Source organism: Paenibacillus sp. J31R122 (assembly GCF_056269185.1).
Window position 1 is genome coordinate 648,092 of record NZ_JBWDNM010000001.1, and the last position, 25,660, is coordinate 673,751.

27 protein-coding genes are annotated in these 25,660 nt (G+C 43.5%); 23 read left to right on the top strand and 4 right to left on the bottom strand.

The features are described 5' to 3' along the window. Positions 1-6: 6 nt before the first annotated feature. The 4 genes from AC0YN7_RS02480 (at position 7) to thiI (ending at position 3,945) form a co-directional block, all read left to right on the top strand. Positions 7-609, top strand: coding sequence for a nitroreductase family protein (locus tag AC0YN7_RS02480; protein ID WP_475808351.1), 603 nt, complete (start codon positions 7-9; stop codon positions 607-609). Between the two features lie 191 nt (positions 610-800). After that, positions 801-1,481 carry a lytic transglycosylase domain-containing protein gene (locus tag AC0YN7_RS02485; RefSeq protein ID WP_475808352.1) on the top strand — a complete coding sequence of 227 codons (681 nt, stop codon included), beginning with the start codon at positions 801-803 and terminating at the stop codon, positions 1,479-1,481. 93 nt (positions 1,482-1,574) lie between these two features. Continuing rightward, positions 1,575-2,723 carry a cysteine desulfurase family protein gene (locus AC0YN7_RS02490; protein WP_475808353.1) on the top strand — a complete coding sequence of 383 codons (1,149 nt, stop codon included), beginning with the start codon at positions 1,575-1,577 and terminating at the stop codon, positions 2,721-2,723. A 1-nt stretch (position 2,724) separates the two neighbouring features. Continuing rightward, positions 2,725-3,945, top strand: a complete 1,221-nt coding sequence (gene thiI / locus AC0YN7_RS02495) for a tRNA uracil 4-sulfurtransferase ThiI (RefSeq protein WP_475808354.1) — start codon at positions 2,725-2,727, stop codon at positions 3,943-3,945. A 34-nt stretch (positions 3,946-3,979) separates the two neighbouring features. Here the strand turns inward: thiI and AC0YN7_RS02500 are convergent, their stop codons facing one another. Beyond that, positions 3,980-4,678 carry a TerC family protein gene (locus tag AC0YN7_RS02500; protein ID WP_475808355.1) on the bottom strand — a complete coding sequence of 233 codons (699 nt, stop codon included), beginning with the start codon at positions 4,676-4,678 and terminating at the stop codon, positions 3,980-3,982. 141 nt (positions 4,679-4,819) lie between these two features. Here AC0YN7_RS02500 and AC0YN7_RS02505 point away from each other — a divergent pair, with 141 nt between their 5' ends. From AC0YN7_RS02505 to AC0YN7_RS02535, 7 genes are all read left to right on the top strand, one after another. Continuing rightward, positions 4,820-5,479 carry a TerC family protein gene (locus AC0YN7_RS02505; protein ID WP_475808356.1) on the top strand — a complete coding sequence of 220 codons (660 nt, stop codon included), beginning with the start codon at positions 4,820-4,822 and terminating at the stop codon, positions 5,477-5,479. Positions 5,480-5,648: 169 nt separating this feature from the next. Further along, positions 5,649-6,131, top strand: coding sequence for a hypothetical protein (locus AC0YN7_RS02510; RefSeq protein WP_475808357.1), 483 nt, complete (start codon positions 5,649-5,651; stop codon positions 6,129-6,131). Positions 6,132-6,169: 38 nt separating this feature from the next. Then, positions 6,170-8,011, top strand: a complete 1,842-nt coding sequence (gene typA / locus AC0YN7_RS02515; protein ID WP_475808358.1) for a translational GTPase TypA — start codon at positions 6,170-6,172, stop codon at positions 8,009-8,011. A gap of 185 nt (positions 8,012-8,196) precedes the next feature. Then, positions 8,197-8,508: a YlaH-like family protein gene (locus AC0YN7_RS02520; protein ID WP_475808359.1), complete on the top strand. Its 312-nt coding sequence runs from the start codon at positions 8,197-8,199 to the stop codon at positions 8,506-8,508. Then, positions 8,505-8,777, top strand: a complete 273-nt coding sequence (locus AC0YN7_RS02525; RefSeq protein ID WP_475808360.1) for a hypothetical protein — start codon at positions 8,505-8,507, stop codon at positions 8,775-8,777. The genes AC0YN7_RS02520 and AC0YN7_RS02525 overlap by 4 nt, the downstream gene beginning before the upstream one ends. Before the next feature lie 17 nt (positions 8,778-8,794). Continuing rightward, positions 8,795-9,838 carry an LCP family protein gene (locus tag AC0YN7_RS02530; RefSeq protein WP_475808361.1) on the top strand — a complete coding sequence of 348 codons (1,044 nt, stop codon included), beginning with the start codon at positions 8,795-8,797 and terminating at the stop codon, positions 9,836-9,838. 80 nt (positions 9,839-9,918) lie between these two features. Continuing rightward, positions 9,919-10,074, top strand: a complete 156-nt coding sequence (locus AC0YN7_RS02535) for a hypothetical protein (protein ID WP_475808362.1) — start codon at positions 9,919-9,921, stop codon at positions 10,072-10,074. Between the two features lie 73 nt (positions 10,075-10,147). On the opposite strand, the gene AC0YN7_RS02540 is transcribed toward AC0YN7_RS02535, so the two are convergent. Beyond that, positions 10,148-10,654: a YhcN/YlaJ family sporulation lipoprotein gene (locus tag AC0YN7_RS02540; RefSeq protein ID WP_475808363.1), complete on the bottom strand. Its 507-nt coding sequence runs from the start codon at positions 10,652-10,654 to the stop codon at positions 10,148-10,150. Positions 10,655-10,774: 120 nt separating this feature from the next. On the opposite strand from AC0YN7_RS02540, the gene AC0YN7_RS02545 reads away from it, so the two are divergent. Then, positions 10,775-12,106 carry a PhoH family protein gene (locus tag AC0YN7_RS02545; protein WP_475808364.1) on the top strand — a complete coding sequence of 444 codons (1,332 nt, stop codon included), beginning with the start codon at positions 10,775-10,777 and terminating at the stop codon, positions 12,104-12,106. Positions 12,107-12,283: 177 nt separating this feature from the next. Beyond that, positions 12,284-13,594, top strand: a complete 1,311-nt coding sequence (locus AC0YN7_RS02550) for an extracellular solute-binding protein (protein WP_475808365.1) — start codon at positions 12,284-12,286, stop codon at positions 13,592-13,594. Between the two features lie 17 nt (positions 13,595-13,611). On the opposite strand, the gene AC0YN7_RS02555 is transcribed toward AC0YN7_RS02550, so the two are convergent. Next, positions 13,612-14,712 (bottom strand): coiled-coil domain-containing protein, encoded by a 1,101-nt coding sequence (locus AC0YN7_RS02555; RefSeq protein WP_475808366.1) that lies wholly within the window; start codon positions 14,710-14,712, stop codon positions 13,612-13,614. Between the two features lie 83 nt (positions 14,713-14,795). Here AC0YN7_RS02555 and AC0YN7_RS02560 point away from each other — a divergent pair, with 83 nt between their 5' ends. After that, positions 14,796-15,968, top strand: coding sequence for a class I SAM-dependent methyltransferase (locus AC0YN7_RS02560; RefSeq protein WP_475808367.1), 1,173 nt, complete (start codon positions 14,796-14,798; stop codon positions 15,966-15,968). Between the two features lie 123 nt (positions 15,969-16,091). On the opposite strand, the gene AC0YN7_RS02565 is transcribed toward AC0YN7_RS02560, so the two are convergent. Beyond that, on the bottom strand, positions 16,092-16,328 hold the full coding sequence (locus tag AC0YN7_RS02565) for a DUF2626 domain-containing protein (RefSeq protein WP_475808368.1): 237 nt from the start codon (positions 16,326-16,328) through the stop codon (positions 16,092-16,094). 266 nt (positions 16,329-16,594) lie between these two features. Here AC0YN7_RS02565 and AC0YN7_RS02570 point away from each other — a divergent pair, with 266 nt between their 5' ends. The 9 genes from AC0YN7_RS02570 (at position 16,595) to ftsL (ending at position 25,651) form a co-directional block, all read left to right on the top strand. Further along, positions 16,595-17,245, top strand: a complete 651-nt coding sequence (locus AC0YN7_RS02570) for an RsfA family transcriptional regulator (protein WP_475808369.1) — start codon at positions 16,595-16,597, stop codon at positions 17,243-17,245. A gap of 192 nt (positions 17,246-17,437) precedes the next feature. Continuing rightward, positions 17,438-18,436, top strand: a complete 999-nt coding sequence (locus tag AC0YN7_RS02575) for a ketopantoate reductase family protein (RefSeq protein WP_475808370.1) — start codon at positions 17,438-17,440, stop codon at positions 18,434-18,436. Positions 18,437-18,442: 6 nt separating this feature from the next. Next, positions 18,443-18,838 carry a DUF3397 domain-containing protein gene (locus tag AC0YN7_RS02580; RefSeq protein ID WP_475808371.1) on the top strand — a complete coding sequence of 132 codons (396 nt, stop codon included), beginning with the start codon at positions 18,443-18,445 and terminating at the stop codon, positions 18,836-18,838. Between the two features lie 147 nt (positions 18,839-18,985). Then, a complete protein-coding gene (bshC, locus tag AC0YN7_RS02585) occupies positions 18,986-20,626 on the top strand; it encodes a bacillithiol biosynthesis cysteine-adding enzyme BshC (RefSeq protein WP_475808372.1) in 1,641 nt (546 codons plus the stop codon). A 33-nt stretch (positions 20,627-20,659) separates the two neighbouring features. Continuing rightward, on the top strand, positions 20,660-21,925 hold the full coding sequence (locus AC0YN7_RS02590; RefSeq protein ID WP_475808373.1) for an adenosylhomocysteinase: 1,266 nt from the start codon (positions 20,660-20,662) through the stop codon (positions 21,923-21,925). Positions 21,926-22,587: 662 nt separating this feature from the next. Further along, positions 22,588-23,577, top strand: coding sequence for a DUF4349 domain-containing protein (locus AC0YN7_RS02595; RefSeq protein ID WP_475808374.1), 990 nt, complete (start codon positions 22,588-22,590; stop codon positions 23,575-23,577). 239 nt (positions 23,578-23,816) lie between these two features. Then, positions 23,817-24,254 (top strand): division/cell wall cluster transcriptional repressor MraZ, encoded by a 438-nt coding sequence (gene mraZ / locus AC0YN7_RS02600; RefSeq protein ID WP_475808375.1) that lies wholly within the window; start codon positions 23,817-23,819, stop codon positions 24,252-24,254. 30 nt (positions 24,255-24,284) lie between these two features. After that, positions 24,285-25,235 carry a 16S rRNA (cytosine(1402)-N(4))-methyltransferase RsmH gene (gene rsmH / locus AC0YN7_RS02605; RefSeq protein ID WP_475808376.1) on the top strand — a complete coding sequence of 317 codons (951 nt, stop codon included), beginning with the start codon at positions 24,285-24,287 and terminating at the stop codon, positions 25,233-25,235. 14 nt (positions 25,236-25,249) lie between these two features. Beyond that, positions 25,250-25,651 carry a cell division protein FtsL gene (ftsL, locus tag AC0YN7_RS02610; RefSeq protein ID WP_475808377.1) on the top strand — a complete coding sequence of 134 codons (402 nt, stop codon included), beginning with the start codon at positions 25,250-25,252 and terminating at the stop codon, positions 25,649-25,651. Positions 25,652-25,660 lie beyond the last annotated feature (9 nt).

The following is a 25,660-nucleotide window of genomic DNA, read 5'->3' on the forward strand; positions in this document are numbered from 1 at the left end:
GAAACAATGACATCACAAGCATTTATGGATGCAGTTAAAGTAAGACGTTCGATTTACAGCATTAGCAAGGAGTCGCCTATTTCCGATGAAAAAATTGTAGAGCTAGTGCAAGAAGCTGTTATGCACACGCCATCATCATTTAATTCACAGAGTGCACGTGTTGTCGTTCTGATTGGCGAAAATCACGATAAGTTCTGGGATATAACAACAAATACGCTGCGCGCTATTGTGCCTGCAGATCAATTCGAGCCAACTGAGCAAAAAATGGGCGCGTTCAAAAACGGCTACGGTACTGTATTGTTCTTCGAGGACAAAAAAGTAGTAGACGGGTTAATGGAAAGCTTCCCGGCCTATGCACATAATTTTCCGATTTGGTCGCAGCATGCATCAGGTATGCACCAATTTGTAGTATGGACTGCACTTGAGAACGAAGGTTTTGGAGCATCACTTCAGCACTATAACTCATTGATCGACGAAGAAGTGAAATCAACTTGGTCACTTCCGGATTCTTGGCAGCTAGTTGCTCAAATGCCTTTCGGCAAAAAGACCGCGGAAGCTGGCGAGAAGCAATTCCAACCGATTGATGAGCGCGTAAAGGTGTTTAAATAATATTTAAGTCCTATTGATGTGAAGAGCGGACCGTACCTAATGCAGGTAGGGTCTGTTTTTTTATACTGGTCGATTGCTCTAAAAACATGTACAATTAAAACCGATATACTATTCATAGTGTTTCCGATTTATTCTCAAGCAATGAAAATGATTACTACATATAGATGAATCAACACATCAAGGAGGAAATCATGAGTATCGACCCACGTACAATAAAAACAATATTGCAGCTTCAGCTTGCCCCTAGTCTTGATTTTCAAACGACCTCAAGTCCGTTGAATTCATCAAGCGGCGAAGGCTCGGCAACTTTATTTGACAGCTTGTTGTCTCAATATATGTCTGACATGTCTGCAGAGAGCGGTTTGAATACTCCAGTTTTGCCTAGTGAGGCGCTATCTCAATTGTCTGCGCTTAATGGCTTACCGAATTTCTCTTACGACGATCTCAATACGAATTCTACAATAACTGGTTCAGGAAAATATGATGCTCTTATTCAGCAGGCTTCGTCCAAATACGGTGTAGACGCATCGTTAATTCAAGCCGTTATACAGACTGAATCCGGATTTCAGGCTGATGCGCAATCAGGTGCAGGCGCCAAAGGGCTGATGCAGCTTATGGATGGAACAGCAAGAGGTCTAGGCGTAACGGATTCCTTCGATCCAGCACAAAATATTAATGGAGGAACAAAGTATTTATCTTTCCTGCTGCGGAAATATAATGGTAATGAACAGGTCGCTTTGGCTGCCTATAATGCAGGCCCAGGGCGTGTTGATAGACTAGGCATCCAGACGGATGAGCAGCTTATGGACAACCTTAGCTCGCTGCCTGAAGAAACGCAGCGATATGTTGCCAAAGTGTTTAATGCTCGATAGTTAGCGTCTATTAGATCACGAAAAGGCGTTCTGCACAGCTGCAGAGGCTTTCGTTGATCTTTTTCTTTTTAAGAGAAGGGAGATTATTGGAGTATGCTATACTTTGATCATTGCGCATCAACACCGCCATATGAGGAAGTTGTCCAAACGATGATGGAGGTTATGAAATCGCAATATGCGAATCCCTCGTCTATTCATCGTTCCGGAGCGAATGCGAATAAGCTAATCGAGCGATCACGTTCATTATTAAAAGAGCAATTACGTACTAAGAACGGCAGATGGATATTTACTTCTAGTGGTACAGAATCGAATAATTTGGCTCTGAAAGGAATTGCCAAGCAGTATCGCAGTCGTGGAAATCATCTGATTACCACGCAAATTGAGCATGCTTCCGTTTATGAAACGTTTGGGCAATTAGAGCAGGAAGGATTCCGTGTAACCTATTTGCCTGTAGATGAGTTTGGCCATGTGCGAGCTGAACAAGTGATTGAAGCATTGACAGATGAAACAATACTTGTAAGTGTCATGCATGTAAACAATGAAATAGGCTCGATTCAGCCGATTGATGAAATAGGTCACTTGCTAAAGTCCTATCCTAAACTATTTTTTCATGTTGATGCTGTACAAAGCTTAGGCAAGCTGCCAATAGAGCTGGAAGAATGGGGTATTGACCTTCTAAGCGGGTCTGCACATAAGCTCCGCGGACCGAAAGGTGTCGGATACCTTTACGTACGTGAGGGCATTACACTCTATCCGCTGCTGACTGGGGGCTCTCAGGAGGGCGGTTTACGCCCTGGCACACATAATGTCCCAGGAATCGTTGCTTCAGCTAAGGCACTGCGGATGGCGGTGGAATCGATGAAGCCGCGTATGGATCGTATCGCTCAATTAAGAAGCATGCTTGTAGAGATTATTCAAGCTATACCTGAGCTGAAGCTAAACAGTGGAGACCCTGTTGCGCCGCATATTGTTCACTTCTCGTATCCGGGTATGAAGCCAGAGGTCATCATTAATATGCTGGAGCAGCATGATATAATGGCATCAACAAAATCAGCGTGCTCTTCGAAGGATGATAAACCAAGTCGAGTGCTTCTTGCTATCGGGGCAAGCTCAGCACATGCTGCCGGGGGCGTTCGCATTAGCTTAGGAGAAGAACATGAGGAGCAGGATATTTTAAAACTTGGTGAAGTGCTGCAGCTTGCTATTAAAGAATTGAAGCCGCTTGAGAGGAGATTGACATAAATTGCTTTACGATCAAATCATACTTCGATACGGAGACTTAACAGTCAAGGGACGTAATCGAAATAAGTTCGAGAAACGGATGCTTGATCAAGTTAAGCATGCGTTGATCGAATATGCTGATATTACGTATTTACAGTCATTTGGGCGATTATACGTCAAGCTGAACGGTCATCCATATAAGCCAGTGCTCGATCGCTTGAAGGATTTATTTGGAATAGCGTCTCTTAGTCCTGTCGTAAGCACAGAGCTGGACCTTGAGAAAATACGTGCGGCTGCTATAGAGGTTATGCGCTCGCTTCCGAAGGAGCCAGCTACATTTAAAGTTAGTGTGAAACGGGCTTGCAAGAAGTTTCCTCACAATTCGCAGGAAATGAATCATTTGGTTGGAGGGCATATACTTCGCGCCATGCCGGAGCTTAAAGTCAATGTGCGTCAACCTGAGGTTGAGCTTCGAGTCGATATTCAAGAAGAAGCCACATACGTGTTCTACGAGATGATCCCAGGCGCAGGAGGATTTCCATTTGGCTCAAATGGAAAGGGAATGCTGCTGTTATCCGGCGGCATTGATAGTCCGGTAGCGGGCTGGATGGCATTGCGTAAAGGACTTGAGCTGGAAGCGGTCCATTTTCATAGCTACCCGTTTACGAGTGAAAAGGCGAAGGAAAAGGTCATTGAGCTGACAAAACGATTGTCGTATTTTAGCGGAGAACCGATCAAGCTTCATCTTGTACCGTTTACGGAAATCCAAACAACATTGGCAGGGGCTAAGCATGATAAACTGATTATTACTTTGATGCGACGAGCTATGCTGCGGATTACGGAACAATTAGCGGAGCTTAATGGAGCAAAAGGTATTATTACTGGAGAGAGTCTTGGCCAAGTAGCAAGTCAGACGCTTTCGAGTATGAATGTTATCGGACGCGCAACCGATCTGCCGTTGCTTAAACCGCTTATTATGATGGATAAGCAGGACATTATACGAGTAGCTGAACAAATTGGAACCTTTGAAACGTCGATACTGCCATATGAAGACTGTTGTACTTTATTTTTGCCAAAGTCGCCAAGCACGAACCCTAACCTGAAAATTATTGAGAAAGTGGAATCTCTAATTCCTAATCTCAGTGAACTGATTAAAGCCGCTGTAGAAGGGACAGAGCAGATGGTGATATCACAAGGCAGCCTTATATCCGAGCAAGCAGCCGGTGAAGATAGCTGGTTTTAATCGATAAATGGACAAGAAAAAAAGCAGCAATCCCTTAATGGGATTGGCTGCTTTTTTGTTGCTCTTTTTGTTTCTTGTGATTGTTGGTCCATACTCCAGCTCCTATAACCGCAATAATGAGTAAGACAATGAACGTCCAATAGATTAAGGTGTTGGTCTCGAAGAAATCCTTAAATGATTGTTCATGTGTAATCATTTTTGCAGCTGTGTATGCTAGAACGGCAGAGCCTACATATACAATCCATTCGAAGCGGTTGATCAGTTTAATGAAGAGGGTGCTTCCCCATACTACGACTGGAACGCTTATAATTAGTCCTAGAATGACAAGCAACGTATCTCCGTGTGCTGCGCCTGCAACTGCGATAACATTATCGATTCCCATCGCGGCATCAGCGATAATGATTGTACGAATCGATTGCCATAATGTGTTGCCTGACTTAATGTCATCATGAGGGCTGTCTTGTACAAGTAATTTATAGGCAATCCAAAGCAATAACAATCCTCCAACGAGGTTAAGCCAAGGGACGGCCAGCAATTGTACGACAAGCAGTGTAGCAATTATACGAATTCCTACTGCGCCGGCTGTACCCCAAATGACTGCTTGCTTTTGTTGTTCTTTAGGCAAATTACGTGCTGCTAATCCAATTACAATGGCGTTATCACCTGCTAAAATCAGGTCGATAAATACGATTGTAAGTAGCGCTGAGAAAAACTCGATTGAAAAAAGATCCATATAATGTTCCCCTTTCCATTCCTTACATGTCCTGCTCAAGCTCTAAAATAAATACGATTGATTGGTGTGAATGATTCATTTTTTTTTTGTACATATTTCCCACAGCTTGTTCATACAGCTGATAAGAGGGGGGAATGTGTAATGGACAACCTGCTTATTTTTATCGAAATTATATTAATAAATGTTTTGCTGAGTGGGGACAATGCAATTGTAATCGCTATGGCTAGTCAGCAGCTTCCGCAAAATCAACGAAAGGCAGCAGTTTGGTGGGGTGCTTTTGCCGCAGTGGCTCTGCGCTGTATATTGACCCTTGTTGCTATAAAGCTGCTTCAGGTGCCTTATTTGCAGGCGATAGGCGCAGTTCTGTTGTTTTATATTGCAGTTAAGCTGCTGGCGGATGCAGGTACTCAGCATGGTACTCACAATGTCAAAAAGTCCAAAACGATTGGTCAAGCCGTATGGACAATCGTAACAGCAGATTTTATAATGAGTCTCGACAATGTACTTGCAATTGCCGCTGTTGCAGAAGGTGATCCAGTTTTAATTTTACTGGGTATTGCACTGAGTATACCTATGATCGTGTGGGGCAGCCAGATGTTAGGGACCTTGCTTCAAAAATTTCCCGCGCTTTCATATATTGGGGCAGCCCTGTTAGCTTACGCTGCCGGGGGAATGCTAATACATGATCCTGGATTAAATAATTTGTTGTTTCATGGATCTAAAACCCTTGCTGAGGCCATCCCGCTGCTGTGCGTACCGCTCGTAATCGCGCTTGCTGTAATGAAAAAAAAGCCGATTTAAAGGTTTTTTAGGCAAACTGCGACAACTAAAATGTAAATGTAACGTTTTTTTTTATTCATATACGTGCTTCGCTCTGGTATTTTCGACTTAATTCCTATAAACTAATATAGATAAAAACTGTCGTCTTTCGTCGAGTAGTGCGATGGACGTTGTAAGGAGCGGAACGCGAATGCCTAATAACAAATATTCCGCTGGAATTATTTTGCTGTTAGCCGGGGTCGTTATATTGTTCGGCAAATTAGGAGTATTCAGCTTTCTGGGTGCAATCTTCTGGCCGTTGCTGGTGTTGATTCCTGGAGTGCTGCTGCATGTGCTATATTTCGGCAGATTAGTTCCTGCAGTCGTGCTTGTACCTGGTGGAATGCTCGTCGTGTATGCCCTGTTGTTTATCGTTTGCAACTTAGTTGGATGGGATAGCTTGAAATATTTGTGGCCGCTGTTTATTTCAGGAGTAGCAGCTGGTCTTTACGAATATTATTTGTTCGGTTCATCCAGGCCGCGTGTTGTGCTTACAGCATCGATTGCGCTTGCTGCCGCATCAGCTGTATTTATTGTTATTGTACTTCTGTGGAGCTGGGGAATTTATGCGATTGCTGTTGCGTTTATTGCAGCGGGTGTTTGGATGATGCTAAGCAAACGTAGACGTTGGTAAGTGTACGAAATAAAAAACAAATGGAGTGGTTAGAAGTTATGCAAGCAAGAGAGAATTTACGGAATATCGCGATTATTGCCCACGTTGACCATGGTAAAACAACATTGGTTGACAAACTGCTTCAACAATCTGGAACATTTCGTGAACATGAAGCAGTACAAGAGCGGGCAATGGACTCCGGAGATTTAGAGCGTGAGCGCGGTATTACGATTTTGGCTAAGAACACTGCTATTAACTATAAGGAATTTCAAATCAATATCATGGATACTCCTGGACATGCTGACTTCGGCGGCGAGGTAGAGCGTATTATGAAGATGGTTGACGGTGTTCTTCTAGTCGTTGACGCATTTGAAGGCTGTATGCCGCAAACGAAATTCGTTTTGCGCAAAGCGCTTGAGTCGAATCAAACACCAATCGTTGTCGTTAACAAAATTGACCGTCCAAATGCAAGACCAAGTGAAGTTGTAGATGAAGTTCTTGACCTATTCATCGAGCTTGGCGCTAGCGACGAGCAGCTTGAATTCCCAGTTGTTTTTGCTTCCGCTCTAATGGGTACATCCAGTCTTGATCCTGAAAAGCAGGATGAAAACATGGAAGCTTTGTATGAAACCATTGTAAGCCGCATCCCATCCCCAACAGAAGATGTTGAGAAGCCGCTGCAATTCCTCGTTACATTACTCGACTATAATGAATATTTGGGTCGTATTGCGATTGGACGCGTCAACCGCGGTATCATTCGTCAAGGCCAAACGGTTGCGGTTATGACCCGTGAAGGCGGCGCGAAACAAGCAAGAATCGAGAAATTGTTTGGTTTCCAAGGCTTGAAGCGTGTTGAAATTGCAGAAGCGGGAGCAGGCGATATCGTTGCGATTGCAGGTATTCGTGAAATCAATATCGGTGAAACAATTGCTGATCCACAAAATCCAGAAGCTTTGCCAGTTCTGAAAATTGACGAGCCTACACTGCAAATGACGTTCCTCGTTAATAACAGTCCTTTCGCGGGCCGCGAAGGTAAATGGGTTACTTCCCGTAAGCTTCGTGAGCGTCTATTCAAAGAGCTTGAGACAGACGTATCACTTCGCGTTGATGAAACAGATAGCCCAGATGCTTTTGTTGTTTCCGGTCGTGGCGAGCTGCATCTTGGTATTCTTATTGAGAACATGCGCCGTGAAGGCTTTGAGCTTCAAGTTTCTAAGCCTGAAGTTATCGTTAAGGAAATTGATGGCTCTAAGAAAGAACCTTATGAGCGTCTATTGATCGACGTTCCTGAGGAAAGCATGGGCGCTGTTATGGAAAGCCTGGGAACACGCAAAGCAGAAATGGTTAATATGATCAACAACGGTACGGGTCAAGTACGTTTGGAGTTCATTATTCCAGCTCGTGGATTGATTGGATATCGTACAAACTTCCTGACATTAACACGTGGCTACGGTATTATGAACAATGCATTTGACAGCTATGGTCCACTTGCGGGTGCAAGCGTGGGCGGCCGTCACCAAGGTGTTCTAGTAGCAAGTGAAAACGGAACTTCAACTTTCTACGGCATGATGGGAGTAGAAGACCGCGGAATCCAATTCTTGGAGCCAGGTACAGAGATTTATGAAGGCATGATCGTCGGCGAGCATACACGCGAGAACGACATCATCGTTAACATTTGTAAAGTGAAGCAGCTTAACAACATTCGTTCAGCTGGTAAAGATGACACAGTTACGCTGAAAAGCCCGCGTCTATTCTCACTTGAGCAAGCGCTTGAGTATTTGAATGATGATGAGTACTGTGAAATCACTCCGAAGACGATCCGTCTTCGCAAAAAAATATTGAACAAGAGCGAGCGCGAGCGTGCGGAGAAAAACCGCAAAAACGCTGCAGCTAGCGTTTAATACCAATAGGTAGTCGTAAACTAAGGTTTTGCTAACGCAAAACCTTAGTTTATTATTTAAGAAGCAGGTTTGTATCCACAAACCAAAGCACACGCTTACGAAGTAGGTTTTGTATTCACAAAACCAAAGCACACGCTTACGAAGTGGGTTTTGTATCCACAAAACCTTTAAAGGAGGTAAGTTACATGCAACAGTGGTTGAGCGACCACAAGCTCGTATCGTATTTATTAATACTGGGCTTTACGATATACATATTTAACAAAGTATTTCGCGCACAGCAGAAGCTGCCGCTACTGAAAGAAATACTAGTTTATGCGTTGATTTTGTTTGGATCATTTGTATTGATGATTCTGCAAGTAGATAAGCTGCCAATCATCCAATGTTTAGGGATAGCTGTACTTATGATGCTTATGCTGCGCGGTCGTCAGTTATATGACAAATGGAAGGGCGGCAAAACAGCCGAACCATCACCACCGAAAGCAGACTCAGGCAAATGAAGTTTGAGGATGCATTATTCAATTGGCTTCAAATTAAGTTAGTCGCAGACGCCCGCCCTGAGGATCAGGCCGCCATCGATACTCTTGTTTTTTTTACTCAAATTTTGACGGAGGATCATGGTCTGACCAGTTTTGTCATTACAAAAACAGATGAAACAATGATTCATGTGAAATACGAAAAGGATGGCCGCTCTAAGTTGCAGCTATATCCGCGAGAGTTAGGGGCACAGCTGTTAACAGATATCGAATCCAATCCTAAATACAACTAAGCTTGTAGGTGAAAAGGATGAGTCAAGGATCAACACCCATTCCTTCAAGAACGAGCTCGCGAAAAACAACCAAGCCAAAAAAACAAAAAAAGCGTAAAAAACGTTCTATTCTCAAAACGTTTATGGTGCTTCTATTTGGGCTGTTGCTCATTGTAGCCGGAGCTTTTGCTTATTTGGTATTTAAAACGGGTGGCGCGCTTGAAGAGATAGGGGTAGACAACAAAACGGTCGTTATTCCTGCTGGTGAGTCAGTAGAGGAAAAGCCAGTTGCAATGGTTCTAATGGGCCTAGATTCACGGTCGCACGGTGGCGGTTTGAATACTGATGTTATGATGGTGGCTGCATTTAATCCAAAGACTAAGTCGGCAACAGTTATTTCCATCCCGCGAGACTCAAAGATTGACGTAGAAGATTATAAAGCAAGAAAAGCAAATGCATTTTACGCCAACTTTTATTCGGCTGCAATTCATGATGGTATGAAGAAGGAAGCGGCGCAGGCTGATGCTAAGCAAGAAGTACGTACCGTATTTAGCCGTTTATTTGGAATTGATATCAAATATACCGCTGTTATTAATTTTCAAGGATTTGTTGATATTGTAGATGCACTTGGCGGCGTTGAAGTTGATGTCGATATGAGGATGAAATACAAGGATACGAGGGACGGTACAGATATTGATCTCCAAAAGGGACTTCAAACTTTGAACGGGGACGAGACGCTTGATTTTGTCCGTTATCGTCAATCCAATAATGGTAAAAATATGTCAAGTGACTTTGAACGCAACCAACGTCAAAGTCTAGTGATAGGTGCTTTAACTGACAAGATGAAGTCGATTGGCGGGATTCCAAAAATCGGCAAGGTAATCGATGCTGTTGGTAATAACTTGAAGATAGATATGCCAACGAAAGAAATTCAAAAAATGATGAAGACATATTTTGGTATTGGCAAAGAGGATATTACTTTCATTGCGCTTGAAGGCAATTGGAAAAGTCCTTATGTTTATTTAGACGATGCAAGTCTGGATGCGGCTAGCGCAGCATTGAAGTCAAAATTGGCTGAATAACCATAGACGAGTGTTAATATCATAGATATAATAAGGTACAGAGGCCATTTTTGAATCCTTTTCAGAAGGAGGTCACGCGGATGACCGAAGCCGTAGCAGCGCAATTAGAGCAATCGATTGAATCTATATATAAGCTGCGGCATGCTGTTGATGCGCGCTCACACCTTATTGTAAGAAATAAACAAGCGGCTGTACCGTTTGATCTAGAACGGTTTGCCGCATTTAAGAAAGCCTAGTGATAGCTCACTAGGCTTTTTGTGTCTTCAGAGCTGTTTACATCTTTTTATTCATCTTTGGTGCTTCCTTTAATTAGGGTTCTTGTGGCGGTAAAACATCACGTGGCATCTGAGGGATTATGCGGCCTATTATGTCAGCCATCTCTTCTGCAAAGCCTTCAATAGGCCGTCCGCGCTTAATGTCAGCACCCATTTCATTAAGTCTCTGGTATATATCGATATCTGCCGTCACAAGAGCATCTATGCCGTAGGGGTCTTTGCGGAAAGCTTCAGCAACGGAATATTTAATAGTACCTACCCTGGAACGCTCGAGTTTGCTGTCAACATCAATACCAACAATTGCTGTATTTCCGAATACGACACAATTTGCATTCGTAACACCGTCAATTCCTTTTGCCAACTGCTCCAGATGTGCCGCAACCTGATTTGAATTGACTATCTCCTTTTTACCAGGATTGCTTTGCTGAGCCCTGACACGGCTATTATTCTGTGGAGAGGGTGATGTTTCATTTCGAGCGACTGTACTACAGCCAGTCGCTGCAAACACAATAATGATCGCTACAGTGAGCCATTTTAACATGTTAGCCACCTCTTTTTTTCTTTGAAAATCGCATAATCTCACCGATCAGCCATAGTTTACCCGCAGAAACTTAAGGATATGTATGTCTTCTAATGAATTTCCAACGCCGGGAGGGTTCACATGAAAAAAAAATTTGTGCTCGATACTAATGTATTGCTTCATGATCCGCAAGCGATATTTGCTTTTGATGATAATGAGGTCATTATTCCCGCGGTTGTGTTGGAGGAAATCGATTCCAAGAAGAGGCTTGCTGATGAATTAGGGCGAAATGCGCGCACCATTTCGCGCTTGCTGGATCGTATGAGAGAGAAGGGGCATTTGCATGATGGCATAGAGCTTCCAAGCGGAGGATTGTTGAAGGTTGAGCTTAATCATCGGAGCTTCATTCGCGTTCAAGAAATGTTTGGTGAAATGTCTAATGACAATCGCATATTAGCAGTTGCTCTAAATTATCATATGGAGCAAGAAAATGAGCAAGAAAAGCAAAGCATCGTTTTGGTTAGTAAAGATGTACTTGTACGAATTAAAGCAGATGTGCTGGGCTTGCAGGCGCAGGACTATTTATCCGATCGGGTTGTTGATTCGACTGATTTTTATGCTGGTTATATGACGCTTTACGTTCATCCATCAGTAATCGATGAGTTTTATACGTATAGATTTTTAACTGTTAAAACTCTGCAGCTAAACTTCCGGTTAAATCCGAATGAATTTGTTATTTTGAAAGATGAGATGGGTACCTCAAAGTCTGCCCTTCTAAAGGTAAGTCAAGATTGCGCGAGGCTTGAGCCTCTATTTCTCAGCAATGAACCAATATGGGGAATTGCTGCGCGCAACGCTCAGCAACGGATGGCGCTTGAATTGCTCCTAAACGACGATGTGCCGCTTGTTACGCTTTCAGGTAAGGCTGGTACGGGAAAGACGCTTCTCGCGTTAGCAGCGGGTCTGCTGAAGGTTGAGGATGAGCATAAGTATAAGAAGCTGCTAATAGCAAGGCCGGTTGTGCCAATGGGCAAAGATATTGGCTACTTACCGGGGGAGAAGGAAGAGAAACTTCGACCATGGATGCAACCGATTTATGATAATTTGGAGTTTTTATTTGATACGAAGAAGGCTGGAGATATTGACAAAATATTGATGGGGATGGGCAGTATTCAGGTCGAGGCGCTTACCTACATTCGCGGAAGATCAATTCCTGGCCAATTTATCATTATTGATGAGGCACAAAATTTAACGAAGCATGAAGTGAAGACGATCGTATCGCGTGTCGGTGAAGGCAGTAAAATTGTACTTATGGGTGATCCTGAGCAAATTGATCATCCATACTTGGACTCCATTAGTAACGGCTTGACGCATATTGTGGAAAAATTCAAAAATGAAGGGATTAGCGGTCACATGACACTTGAGAAAGGCGAACGTTCCAAGCTGGCGCAGCTTGCCGCTGATTTGCTTTAACATCAAGAGGGAAGTGGCTTAGAAACGTTATAGAAAGAGACGATCATCTTCAATGGTGATCGTCTTTTTTTGAGCCACAATGTATTCTTGGACAAAAAGGCTAATTATTGCTATCCTATTTTTATTGGACATGGATATGCATTTATTAATTTTAATAATCAGGAGAGGAAGAATACTGTGTCTCCCAGAAAATATGTGCCGTTTATTATCGGTGCGTTACTGTTAGCGGCGCTTATGCTTACTCAGTTCTCACAAAATTCAGATCCTGCTAATATCAGCAAGCCTGACGGCAAGCAGATTGATCCGCCGGCACCTAACAAGCTTAAAGTTGAGAATATTGTAGATATAAATGTAAACGTTTCCTTGACGGCTGAGCAATTTGAACAACTGACAGAGCTGCATCAGAATTTTATAAAGAAATATCCTAATATTCAAGTTAATTTAAGGAATGTACCGTCAGCTGATGATGCGTACACCTTATGGGTCGAGCAAAGCTTGCAGGGCCGAGGTGTTGATGTAATGCTGATGGACAATGGCTGGGTCAAGCCGTTTGCGGTACGCGGATTTTTAAAGCCAACGGAAAGTATGATGACAGGAGATGTGTTATCGGACCAAATGGCAGCATTGCTTGATCCGTTGAAATGGAACGGCTATATATGGGGAGTTCCTGAAAGCATTAATCCGTATATCGCCATATGGAACAATGCTTTATTAACGGAGGCTGGGTTTAAAAAGCCGCCGTCCGACTGGGCTTCTTTTCAAGCGGTCACAGAGAAGGTCTTAGCATTAAAGGCGGAGACAAGTCTAATCAATTTAAGTTCAGGCGATTTGCAACAACAGCTCGTATGGCATTCATTATTCCAATCCGATCGATCAAATATCGTTAATCTACACTCCTTAAATGAAGAGCAAGCTGAACGGCTTCGGTGGCTCGAAACGATAGAGGCTAGCGTTAGTCAAATTCGAACGGACGACGTAAGTAATATAAGTGAAGCCATGATGGCAAACAAGCTGCTTCTAGCTATTTTGCCTTGGAACGTCTATGAGAAAATGTCTACAGTTGTTCAGGAGGAGGTTATGATTGACCGTAATAAGATTTATTTTCCATGGTTAAATGGCCGGAGTTATGTAATCTCTTCCAGTAGCGAAGTAGTGGAGGAAGCGACACTTTGGATTCAAGAAATGACGAAAAAGGATAATCAGCAGAAAGCTTATGAAGAATCAGGTCAACTGCCTGCAAGAGCATCCCTTTATACAAGCAGTCATTTCGAGCAGACGGATCAGTCGCGGATTCCGCCAAAGTGGTGGTTTGATATCTTAAATGAGAAGCAGTCGGATGAACAATTAGCATTGCCGGATCCGGAATGGCCGGAGCGGTGGCAGCTATGGAAGCAGCAATGGCTGCAGTATTCGCAAAATAATGTCGAGATCGAGTCTTTTATAGAAGCGTTGAATAATCAGAAAAAAGCTTCTTCAGTCAGCGACTAAAGAAGCCTTTTTCTGATTTATAGACTAACAGTCAGCTTTATTATCATTTCACCGTCCTTTAATTCCACTGAATTAGCTTTAAGGAAGGAAACGATTAAATTCGGGTAAAAGCCGAGATCGAACTCTTCTTCTAAATCTTGACGAGTCGTATCCGGTAATGAAAATCCATTAAATAATAGCTCATCCACATGAAATATAATGCCAGCCTTAGGTTCCTCTTCTATTGTATAATGCCCGCTTACACTAATCTCCATATTATCTCGTTTACCATATGCGATAATTTTGCCTTCTTTAAATTGGAATGAAAAATTGTCGAAAATAGCATTTTGCTCACGCAGAAATTCATTCAAGTCTTGCTCTGGTACGCGTATCGTATATTGAAATCCTTTAATTTCAAGCAGTTCTTTATTGTTTTGAATCCAGTCGGGCAGTTGCTGCATGGCTTTTGACAAAGCGTGAAAATACTTTTTGACCTCAGCTAAGCCAGCTGACTCCCAGTAATTGTTAAGCTCTTTGATTAATAATCGAATTTTATCAGCATCTGAACGTCCGACTAGCTGCTCTTCGAGCTGTTTTTCTAATACGAGTACGCGTTCTCGCTGTGTTTTTAGCTGTTGTTCCATGGCAATTAGGTTTGATTGTCTCGTTTCAAGCTGCTCATATCCGTCCTTTATCTTTCTGTATTGCTTGACATATGTATTCAAGGTATCCTTATCGTGAGCAAGTATAAACTCAGCGTAATCGAGCATTTGAAATAAATCAGATAAAGTATCAAAGGATAATAGTGCCGCGAACAAAAAGTCTCGTTCTCCCATATAGTAAGCCCGCAGGACAGCTCCGGCTTCCTCCTGCTTGCTTGAAATTTCCTGCTCTTGCTTAATTAACTGCTGTTTTGTGTCGGACATTGTTGACTTAAGCTGCTCCTGCTGCGCCTGAATACGGACGATTTCCTTATCAATCTCTGTTACGGATAAGCTTTTCTCAAGCAGTGAGTGTATATCTTCATCATAGACCGGCTGAGGTTCGGCTAATACGGGCAGCTTGATCGCGAGCATTACGAAAAGAAGTGCTGCTGTTGCAGCTAGGGTGACACGATTATGTAATTTGGGTACTATCAAAAGGCATCCTCCCTCCTCAGCTTTCATTTTATGCGGCAATCAAATCTATTATATCTTACATTTAGAAAAGGATGAACCTAACGATGAAGTTTAACAAGCTTGCGCTCTCCATTGAAAGGGAAATCGCTATTAGTTCCATGACTGGCTGGTACTCGGATCAGAATGGAAGGAAGATGACTGTCCCATGTATTTCGTTTTTTCAGTATATGAATGACTGCTTATACAATGCAGAATATGGTTATTATCGTTCGGGACCGATTCGAATAGGTAAAGATGGCGATTTCTATACGAGCTCAGCAATAGGCCGAGTTATGGCAGAAGTGCTTGCAGGCTATATCATTGAATATGGGCGATTAAAGGGAAAACCGCTTAAGCTCATTGAATGGGGGGCGGGAACAGGGCGCTTGTCCGCTCAGATTGCGGTTGCCTGCAGTGAACGAAGTGAGGATTCGGATAAGCAATTTACTTGGATTCAAATTGAAGATAACCCCTCGCATGTTGATGCGGGGTATAAAGCATATCATAAAACATATTCAGCCACTGCAGGCCGACCAGCTAATTCTCCGATTTTTGCGACTTCAGATGAAGCCTTTCGAGCGAGTTGGCTGCAGCAGCCCGCAATTATACTCGCTAACGAGCTTCTTGATGCTTTTCCGGTACATAGGGTGCAATGCGTGAACAGAGAGATCATGGAGTTAGGCGTCGCTGGTACAGCAGAACAGGGCTTTTATTATGTATATATGCCGCTCACTGATCCGCGAATTAGCGGCTGGCTTAAGCGTGATGGAATAACATTAAGGGAAGGGCAACTGACGGAAATTGCTTTAGCGGCGGCGGATTGGTTACAGAGGCTTGGAGCTGTGATGAAGGAAGGGCGTGTTGTTCTAATTGATTACGGTCATGAAACAGCGGAATATACAGCTGAGCATCGCATGAACGGTACTTTAATGTGTTATTGGCGGCATCAAGCAAGCGATCGCCCCTTTTTACGGATTGGCGAGCAGGATATAACAGCGCATGTGCCTTTTACGTTTGTTCGTCATTGCGCGGAGGAATGCGGATGGCAAGTGGTCAGTTATTCGACGCAGAAGCAGTTTTTGATGGATCATGGTGTTGTAGAGCTGCTGCAAAATCATTTCGATCCTGACCCGTTCAGTGAGACCTCGCGAATGAATAGAGCGATCAGACAGCTGCTGATTAGTGACCAGATGAGTGAAGCGTTTAAGGTGATGGTGCTTGAGAAAAAAATAATTTGAAAACACGAAACGGTGTCTGCCCAGACTAGGGTAGACACCGTTTCGTTTTGCTTCTGTTTAAGGCTTGCCGAGGCAAAAAATATATAAAAACAATTATAAGTTTGGACTTATAATTCTATATATTTAGAACGGCAGACTCATCTTGAATACAGACCAGTAAGTGAACCCCACGAAAGAAATGATCATATATCCCCAGAACATTACTATGTATGTTCTTTCAGAGAAGTTCAAGTAGCCCAAAAATACGAAAGCGATGGTTTGAGCGAAAAACAATAATGCGAATTCCGTCATATGGCCTGCGAAAGCCATTAGTCCAATTACCAAAGTCCAAAAGCCAAGTACTCGATACATGCGTGCCAAGATAGCATCCCCCTTTCGCTGCGACCCGATTTTCTAATGCTCATTATAACGTTTAGTGAAATAAGTGTAAACCTTTAACCGTGACGAAATCGCAAACTTTTTGTTCGCAATTGACGCTCATACATCTAGTTTGTTCAAATAAACAAGCTAACATGTATGAGTGTTAGAAAATTTGGTTATACAAATTAGTATCCAATAGATTCTATGAACTCTACCAAGGGCATAGAGATAAAGTAAGCGCCTTTACGTTAGGAGGTTTTTGTTGCATGACAGCAATTAGACAAGATGCGTGGAGTCCAGACGATGATCTTATTCTCGCCGAGGTTACACTACGCCATATTCGAGAAGGTAGTACACAGCTTGCCGCTTTTGAAGAGGTAGGTGAAAGAATTGGACGCACTTCAGCAGCCTGCGGGTTCCGTTGGAACAGCTGCGTTCGCAAAAGGTATGAGGATGCTATTCAAATCGCAAAGCAGCAGCGACAGAAACGTAATTATTTAAGAAAACAAACGAATATTGCTACACCTCATGTTTCATCCATATCTATTTTTGAGACGGATGAACGGAGCTTTAAACCGGATACGGTTTCATTAGAAGAAGGCTTGTCGGTCGATGCCGTTATACGCTTCCTTCGTGGTTGGAAGTCGACTTACCAAGATTTATCGCGTCAGATCAAGTTGTTTGAGAAGGATATGAAAGAGAAAGACGATGAGTTATATCGACTGCGTGAACAAAATGAGAGATTGTCCAAAGAGGTAAACAATGTTCAGACTGATTACCGCGCTGTAAACGATGATTACAATACGCTCATTCAAATCATGGATCGTGCGCGGCGCTTGACAGTGCTGACAAATGAAGATGAAGCTAGACCCAGATTCAAGATGGATGCTAATGGCAATCTAGAACGTATTGAATAAGTGGAAAAGATGAGTTTAGAAGAGAGGCCTTCCTATATATAGGAGGGTCTCTCTTTGCGTATAGTTGCGTTGAATTAAACAGATTTGTTACGATGAACGAAAATATTATGCTAGATGCGCAATTTCGCATACATAAACGGATGGGGGATCTCAAGTAGTGTCCCTTAGATTCCTTATCTTGGAGGGGTACCTTTGCTAATCGATATAATAGGCGGCGGATCGATAGGTCTACTTTACGGAGCCAAGCTAGCAATTGCAGGTGCAGATGTTACAGTGTGGACAAGAAGTCAGGAGCAAGCGGAGCAGCTTCAGCTTCATGGAGTTGTATTACAAGACGCGGATGGAGAAGGGGAGCAGCGTGTTGAAGTGAAAGGAGCTTGGTTTCACGATGTGAATAGTTTGTCATCGGTATCCAAGGAGAGTCAGTTGAAGCAATATCGTTGGATTATTGTTGCAGTTAAGCAAACGGATTTGAATAATGAGCTGCTTGAACAACTTAATGACTTAGTGGCTGGCAGCACAGAACAAATGGTTTCGATTCTTTGCCTGCAAAATGGAAGCGGTCACTTGGAGAGAGTTCAGAACGCAATTCCGCATATACCTGTACTTGCAGGTGTGACAACCGAAGGGGCTAGAAGGATGGATGATCGCACCGTTCGCCATACAGGCAAAGGGCAGCTTTGGATGGGGGAATGGGATGCAAATAAGCGAAATACTGACATGTCTCTAGAAAAAAAGAAGAATATGTTAGTTTTATTGCTGCAAACGGCAGGATTTACCGCTTTACTGTCGAATGACATGGAGAATCGTATTTTTCAAAAGCTGCTCATCAATGCTGTAATTAATCCATTAACCGCGATGTTTGATGTTAGGAATGGCGAGCTGCCGATTCATCCAGCTCGTGAGTCGCTGATGAGAGCGCTATATTTGGAAACGGAACAGATTTTATTGAATGCCGGGATGGCTGCTTCTGTAGACGGCTGGCAACAAATTATAAACGTGTGCAATCAAACCAGTGATAATGTCTCTTCCATGCTAAGCGATGTTCGAGCAGGCAGGATTACGGAGATCGAGGCTATCAATGGAGAAGTCGTCAGATTGGCCGAGCGATTAGGGCTGTCTGCTCCGCTAAATCAAGCAGCAGTTGTAATCATTGAGGCTTTGAATCCGAAGCTGAATTTAAAGGAGTGATTGATCTTGGGTACGATATGGGAATCTATAAAGCCGATATATGCTTATTTATCGATGGCACCCATCATTCCGTTCGCTATCATATTATTTGGTTATGGTGCCTATATTCAAGATCGTAAGAAAGCACTCCGTTTGGCCATGGATGTAACAACAGCATTTCTAATTGGATCTGTATCGGGTCTATTTAATGTTTTGTTTGGCGGTCAGTTCGGCTTTTACGGCATATTATTATTTATGGTGCTTGGCGGGGGACTGCTTGGCAACGCACAGTTCCGTAAGCGCGGCAGTATCGACGCGAAACGTATTTTTCGAACGGTCTGGCGGTTAAGCTTTTTTACGATGGGCCTGCTATATATATTGTTTATGTGCATCGGAATCGGGAAAACTATACTTGTTGCTTAACAGAAATATGGAAATAAAGAACGCCTCATTAATTAAGGGGGCGTATTTGCTTTGACGGGTGGCTTCACGTTTGTGTACAATTACGAGGGTAAGCTAATTATGTAGGGTCGCAATGACGACGAACAAGCGGGAGGTCAAAACTACGCGATGAAAATAGAATCGTATTCACTGCCGATCACTCAGCCTCTGGCGCAGGCCTATATCGAGAAGACAGATAGCCGTGTGCAAGCATTATATGGCTATCATGCTGGTGTGGAGCAGGATTGGAATAAGCGGATGAACCGCTTAGATAATAGCCGTGCTGCAAGAGCAGACTCAGTAGCATTAGCAAAAGCACTTAGAGCTTATAACGAGGGCGTAAATGCAGCACCAGAAGCATTAGCGGCTATTGCTACAATTGCAGAAGGAGCACCGGTTGTAATTGGAGGACAGCAGGCTGGATTATGGACTGGGCCATTGCTTGTTATACATAAAGCGGTATCCATTATTGGAGCGGCTAAGTCTGCGAGCGCTCAGCTCGACCGAGCGGTTGTCCCAGTGTTCTGGATTGCTGGGGAGGATCACGATTGGGACGAGGCGAATCACGCTTACTTTTTGTCGGCGGAGCAAGAGCTGCGCAAGCTATCAGCAATGAGGCCGGAAGGTGCCCGCACTTCAGTAAGTCGTACTGCGATTACTGCTGAAGCTTGGGAGCAATTGCTGATGGAGCTAGAGCAGACATTGCCACATTCCGAGTTTAAACCGGTATTGCTGGAAGAACTTCGTCAGATGACGATCACTTCCAACTCGTTGTCAGATTTATTTGCATTTATATTAAGCCACTTGTTCAGCAAGGAAGGTTTAGTGCTGCTCGATGCGGATGATCCGAATATTCGTCGTTTAGAAGCGCCGATGTTCAAGCAAATAATCGAACGGAACGATGATTTAGAGCAAGCGTACACAGCTGCAGCAGAACATGTTAAGCAGCTAGGGTATTCTTTACAGGCGGATGTAACTGCGGGTAGCGCGAACTTATTTGTTTTTCAATCTGCTAATGGCGACGAAAGAACGCTGTTGCATAAACGGGATGGATTGTTCCAGGATCGAAAGGGTATTGCTTCATGGACAAAGGAGCAATTATTGCAGCTTCTCGACGAGCAGCCGGAGCAGTTCAGCAACAATGTGCTGACACGCCCGCTCATGCAAGATTATTTATTCCCTGTGCTTGGTACGGTGCTAGGTGCTGCAGAAATTGCTTACTGGTCGCTAACTGGCGAGGCGTTTAGAACATTAAATATGGAAATGCCGATCATAGTGCCTCGTATGTCCTTTACGCTTATTGAAGGGACAATTGCTAAGCACATGCAAAAATATGAACTATCCTTCGAGGATGTTATGCTGCATTTTGATGAGCGTAAAGCGCAATGGCTGAAAGAGCAGGATGGCTTATCGATCGAGCCGCGATTCGAAGAGGTGAGCAAATCCTTCGAGCAAATGTATAAGCCGCTGCTCGAACTTGCAACAGCCGTACAACCTTCTTTATCGAAGCTGGGTGATACGAATTTGCAGAAGATATTGGAGCAAATCAACTATATGGGCTCGAAAACAGTTGATGCTTTTAATAAGCAATTCGAAGCCTCGACTCGCCAGCTTGATCGTATTAATTTGTCGCTTATGCCAGCTGGAAAGCCGCAGGAGCGCGTGCTTAATATGACTGCTTATTGGAATCGATATAATATGTTATGGCTTGATAAATTGTTAGAAGCGCCCTATAGCCGCACTGGCGGGCATCAAATTGTATATTTATAAATCGAGCATCATAATTCAGGAGGTTAATTCATAATGAGTACAGCAGACAAAAGTATTATTGCTGATCTTGCATTAGCGCCGGACGGCCATCTTAAGATCGATTGGGTACGCGCGCACATGCCGGTTCTAAATACGATCCGAGAGCAATTTGAGAAGGAACAGCCTTTTAAAGGCTTAAAGGTAACTATAGCGCTACACCTGGAAGCTAAGACTGCTTATTTGGCTAAAGTCGTCAAAGCAGGTGGTGCGGAAGTTACTATTACAGGCAGCAACCCGTTATCAACACAGGATGATGTTTGCGCGGCTCTCGTTGAGGACGGCATTACCGTTTTCGCAAAATATAACCCGAGTGCTGAAGAATTTAAAGAGATGAATATAATGGCGCTTGAATCAAAGCCTGATCTCATTATTGATGACGGCGGCGATCTCGCTACAATATTACACGCTGAACGAAGTGATTTGGCTGTCAATCTGCGCGGCGGTGCAGAGGAGACGACGACGGGTATCATCAGGTTGAAGGCGATGGAGAAGGATGGCTCATTAAAATTTCCTATGGTCGCGGTTAATGACGCGTACTGCAAGCACTTATTTGATAACCGCTATGGCACAGGACAATCGGTATGGGATGGCATAAATCGGACAACGAACCTGATGGTTGCAGGTAAAACAGTTGTTGTAGTCGGTTACGGCTGGTGTGGCAAGGGCGTAGCGATGCGCGCTAAGGGTCTAGGCGCAAACGTTATTGTTACTGAAATAGATGCTATCAAAGCGGTTGAAGCGTACATGGACGGATTTGCAGTTATGCCAATGATCGAAGCGGCTAAGATAGGAGAGTTTTTCGTTACTGTAACAGGAAACCGCGATGTTATTCGTGGTGAGCACTATGAGGTAATGAAGGACGGTGCCATTATTTCAAACGCGGGGCATTTTGACGTTGAGGCGAATAAGGTGGAACTTGCTGCAATGTCGTCGAATGTTCGTACCGTACGTCGCAATATTGAAGAGTACAAGCTCAAGGACGGACGCAGCATCTATTTGCTGGCTGAAGGGCGACTGGTGAATTTGGCAGCAGGTGACGGTCATCCAGCGGAAATTATGGATATGACGTTCGCGCTACAAGCTATTGCTCTAAAATATGTGAATGACAATTATGCTGCAATTGGAAATCAAGTCGTTAATGTGCCTTATGAGCTTGATGAGCAGGTTGCTCGCTTGAAGCTGGAGGCGCTTGGCTTCGGAATTGATAAGCTAACGGAAGAGCAGATTGCTTATTTAGACAGCTGGAAAGAAGCAGAATAAACGCATAGTAAAGTGTAGATGAAAAGCCGCGAGCAATCGCGGCTTTTTTTGCGTTAGATAATGGTTTGTGCAATTGCACGCCTGTAGATTGACCAATATAAGGTATCTAAAAAAACGGTTGCTCGGTGAGTAAATAGAACGATTGTTTACAACTATCTATCTATTAGTCGATAGGATATTGCTTTACAAGTGATTGATCATTGGCAGCTTGGAGGCCATATTCAATTAGTGTCACAATGTGAGTCTAATGAGTATTCTTATGGAAATAGTGATGGTGTAATTTCAGAATATACAACTAATCCATCAAAAAGAGGGCGGAGATCGCGTTCAACCAGCAATTACGTTCATCCGTTGAAACTAAATCGCAGTTCACCCTATTGCAGCCTCATTTAGTTTCAGAATTTGAAACTCTACGGCGTACGCGTAAACGGATGGGTCTTTTTCTGGCGGCATAAGCTCGTTTCACTGCGAAATATAGGCAGAGTATAAACGTAAAACGAAACTTATACTCTCCTATATGTATACAACCCTTTTTCGTGCTCTTTTTTCTTGATATTAGTTTCGGTATTAGGATAAGAAACAGGATTTGTGTCATTTATGGAAAATGTAACCTTTTAACTTCAGGCTTCGTCTGAAGTTAAAATAGCAAAGGGGGGCTTTTGTTGCAAACACATAAAAAGAGGAAAAGTGTATGGGTCGTAATTATTATTGTAATGTGTTTTATTGCGGGATGCTCAGCTAGTGATTCCAATAAATCTAGTTCGATCAGCTACTCACTAAGTGAAGCGGATTCGAATGCAAAGAACGACAGTGTGTCGAAAGATGTTTCAACACCGGAAGTTGAAAGCGGAGAATCAGCTGAAACTGCTGTTGGAGGCGGCGGAGGGATCATCGATGGTAATCTGACTAATACAGGAGGATTTATTCAGAAAATCATTTATACCGCAAACTTGAGTATGCAGGTAGGGGATTTAGCTAAAGCAGCATCAGAGCTGGATAAAGCTATCGAACATATCGGTGGGTATATTTTGCAATTTGAGGATACGAAGCAGAATGGAGAGATCGGATCCAGCTACACAATCAAAGTGCCTGCCGCAGGATTTAAATCATTCATTGATCGCGTGGAACAAATCGATCATCGTTATTTTGAGAGAAGCATCGGCGGGAAGGATGTTTCAGAAGAATACGTAGATCTGGAGTCAAGGCTCAAAGCTAGGCAGCTAGTCGAAGAGAGACTGCTCGCGATGATGGAGAAAGCTGTGAAGGCAGATGATTTATTGAAGTTTTCTGAGCAGCTGTCAGCGGTACAAGAGGATATTGAACGGATTAAAGGCAAAATCCGCTACTTGGATAATAACGTAGCTTTCTCGACAGTTGAACTGCGAATGACCCAAACGGATCAAGCAATTAAGGCGGATGATTCGGATAAACAAGCGCTGGGCGGTCAAATGTCGAGCGCATTAACAGGAAGCACAAAGGTCGTCGTGGATGGACTAAAGCTGCTGCTTGTCATATTGGCAGGAGCTTTGCCAGTGGTAGTTCTCATCGCAATTATAGCTGTTCCGATCATTTGGTTGTTGCGAAGGAAGAGATTAACTAAGTTGAAAGATGCCGCACATTCAGGAAATGAGCAGCAACCACCATCACCTTAACTATTAACCTAATAAATTAATACATGCGAAACGTCTGCCGCCGTCCTCTACGGATAAAAGCAATCGTTTCGCGTAGATATGAAAGCATGGAATAAATGAAAATTTATTAATGTGCTTATATATTTTAAAAAAATCCTGCTCATTGAGCAGGATTTTTATTTTAGGTGGCGAACTATTCTATCTTAGTGGGGAAAAGTGGGGCAAAGTGGTGGACATAGGGGAAGAGGTGGGGCGATCATATGTTTATGGGGGAATATCAACATAGCATTGATGAAAAAGGCCGCATCATCATTCCATCTAAGTTCCGCGAGGCGCTAGGCACCTCATTTATTGCAACACGTGGTCTTGATAACTGCTTATTCGTTTATCCAATGAGCGAGTGGGGAGTGCTGGAGCAGAAGTTAAAAACGCTGCCGCTTATGAAATCTGACGCGCGCGCGTTTACTCGTTTTTTCTTTTCCGGCGCTACCGAATGCGAGCTCGATAAACAGGGAAGGGTAAACATACCCAGCCATCTTCGTGAATACGCGAAGCTTGATAAAGATTGTATGGTGCTTGGCGTGTCTGGCCGCGTGGAAATTTGGAGTAAACAGACGTGGGATGGCTACTATGAGCAATCTGAGCAAACCTTTAACGAAATTGCCGAGAAGCTCGTTGATTTCGATTTTAACTTCTAAGGTTGGACAACATGAATGGAGGGCTGAAGCGTGTTTCAGCATATTACAGTGCTTTTGGAAGAAGCGGTTGACGGTTTGGCTATTAAGCCAGACGGAGTATACGTCGATTGTACGCTTGGAGGAGCGGGTCATAGTGAGTTAATCGCATCCCGCCTAGGCGATGGAGGGCGTTTAATCGCATTCGATCAAGATGATCTAGCTCTGGAGAATGCTCGTATCAGGCTTGCTCCATATATGGATAAAGTAACGTTGGTCAAAAGCAACTTTCGCGATTTAGAGCAGGAGCTTCACGGCTGTGATGTTGAGTTGTTAGATGGTATCCCACAAGTTGACGGTATTCTGTTCGATCTAGGTGTATCCAGCCCGCAGCTTGACGAAGCGGAACGGGGATTTAGCTACAATCATGACGCGCCGCTCGATATGCGTATGGATAGAGATGAAGTATTGACAGCCTACGAAATTGTGAATACATGGGATGAGCGTGAGATTTCTCGAATTCTGGATCGTTACGGCGAAGAAAAGTTCGCTCGTTCTATTGCCCGTAGAATTATTAAGGAAAGAGAAAACGCACCGATTGAGACTACGGGCGTTCTTGCGGAATTAATCAAAGAGTCTATACCCGCTGCTACAAGACGGACCGGAGGACATCCTGCCAAGCGTTCCTTTCAAGCGCTGCGCATTGCGGTCAATGATGAGCTAGGAGCAGAAGAAGAGGCGCTTGAACAGACGATCAGATGCTTGAAGCCAGGCGGAAGAGCATCGGTTATTACTTTTCACTCGTTAGAAGATCGAATTTGTAAGCAGATGTTTAGTAAATACGTCGAGAAGTGTACTTGTCCAACTGATTTTCCGTTATGTGTTTGCGGTAATGAAGGGAAGATGAGGTTAATAAATCGCAAGCCGATATTGCCGAGCGAGAGAGAGCTTGAGCTCAATCCTCGCGCTAGATCAGCAAAGCTCAGAGTAGCAGAAAAACTGTAAGAGGGGGATTTGAAATGGCGTATATAAATGGGAATTTAGCTCTTCAGCCAAAGCGCAAGCAGGAGCAACAGCCAGCTATCCGCGAGACGAAACGAGTCGTTGTCACCCGCAAAACGATACCTGTACAGGAAAAGCTGCTTTATATGTTCACTGTACTTATTTGTGTTGCCGTTGCCGGCGTTATTATTTTTAGATATGCTCAAATCTATGACATGAACTTAAAAATCAAGCAGCTCAACAATGAATACCAGACGATGAATGTTGAAATGGAAGTATTAAAGAAACAAGTCGAGAAGCTGAGTGATCCGGAGCGTATTCGTAAAATGGCCGAGTCACAAGGTATGGTCAGCTCACTGGAAGGCGGCATAACGGTGCAAACCGCTGACAAAGAACTTGAGTCAGCTATGCGTGAATAGGGTGATCGA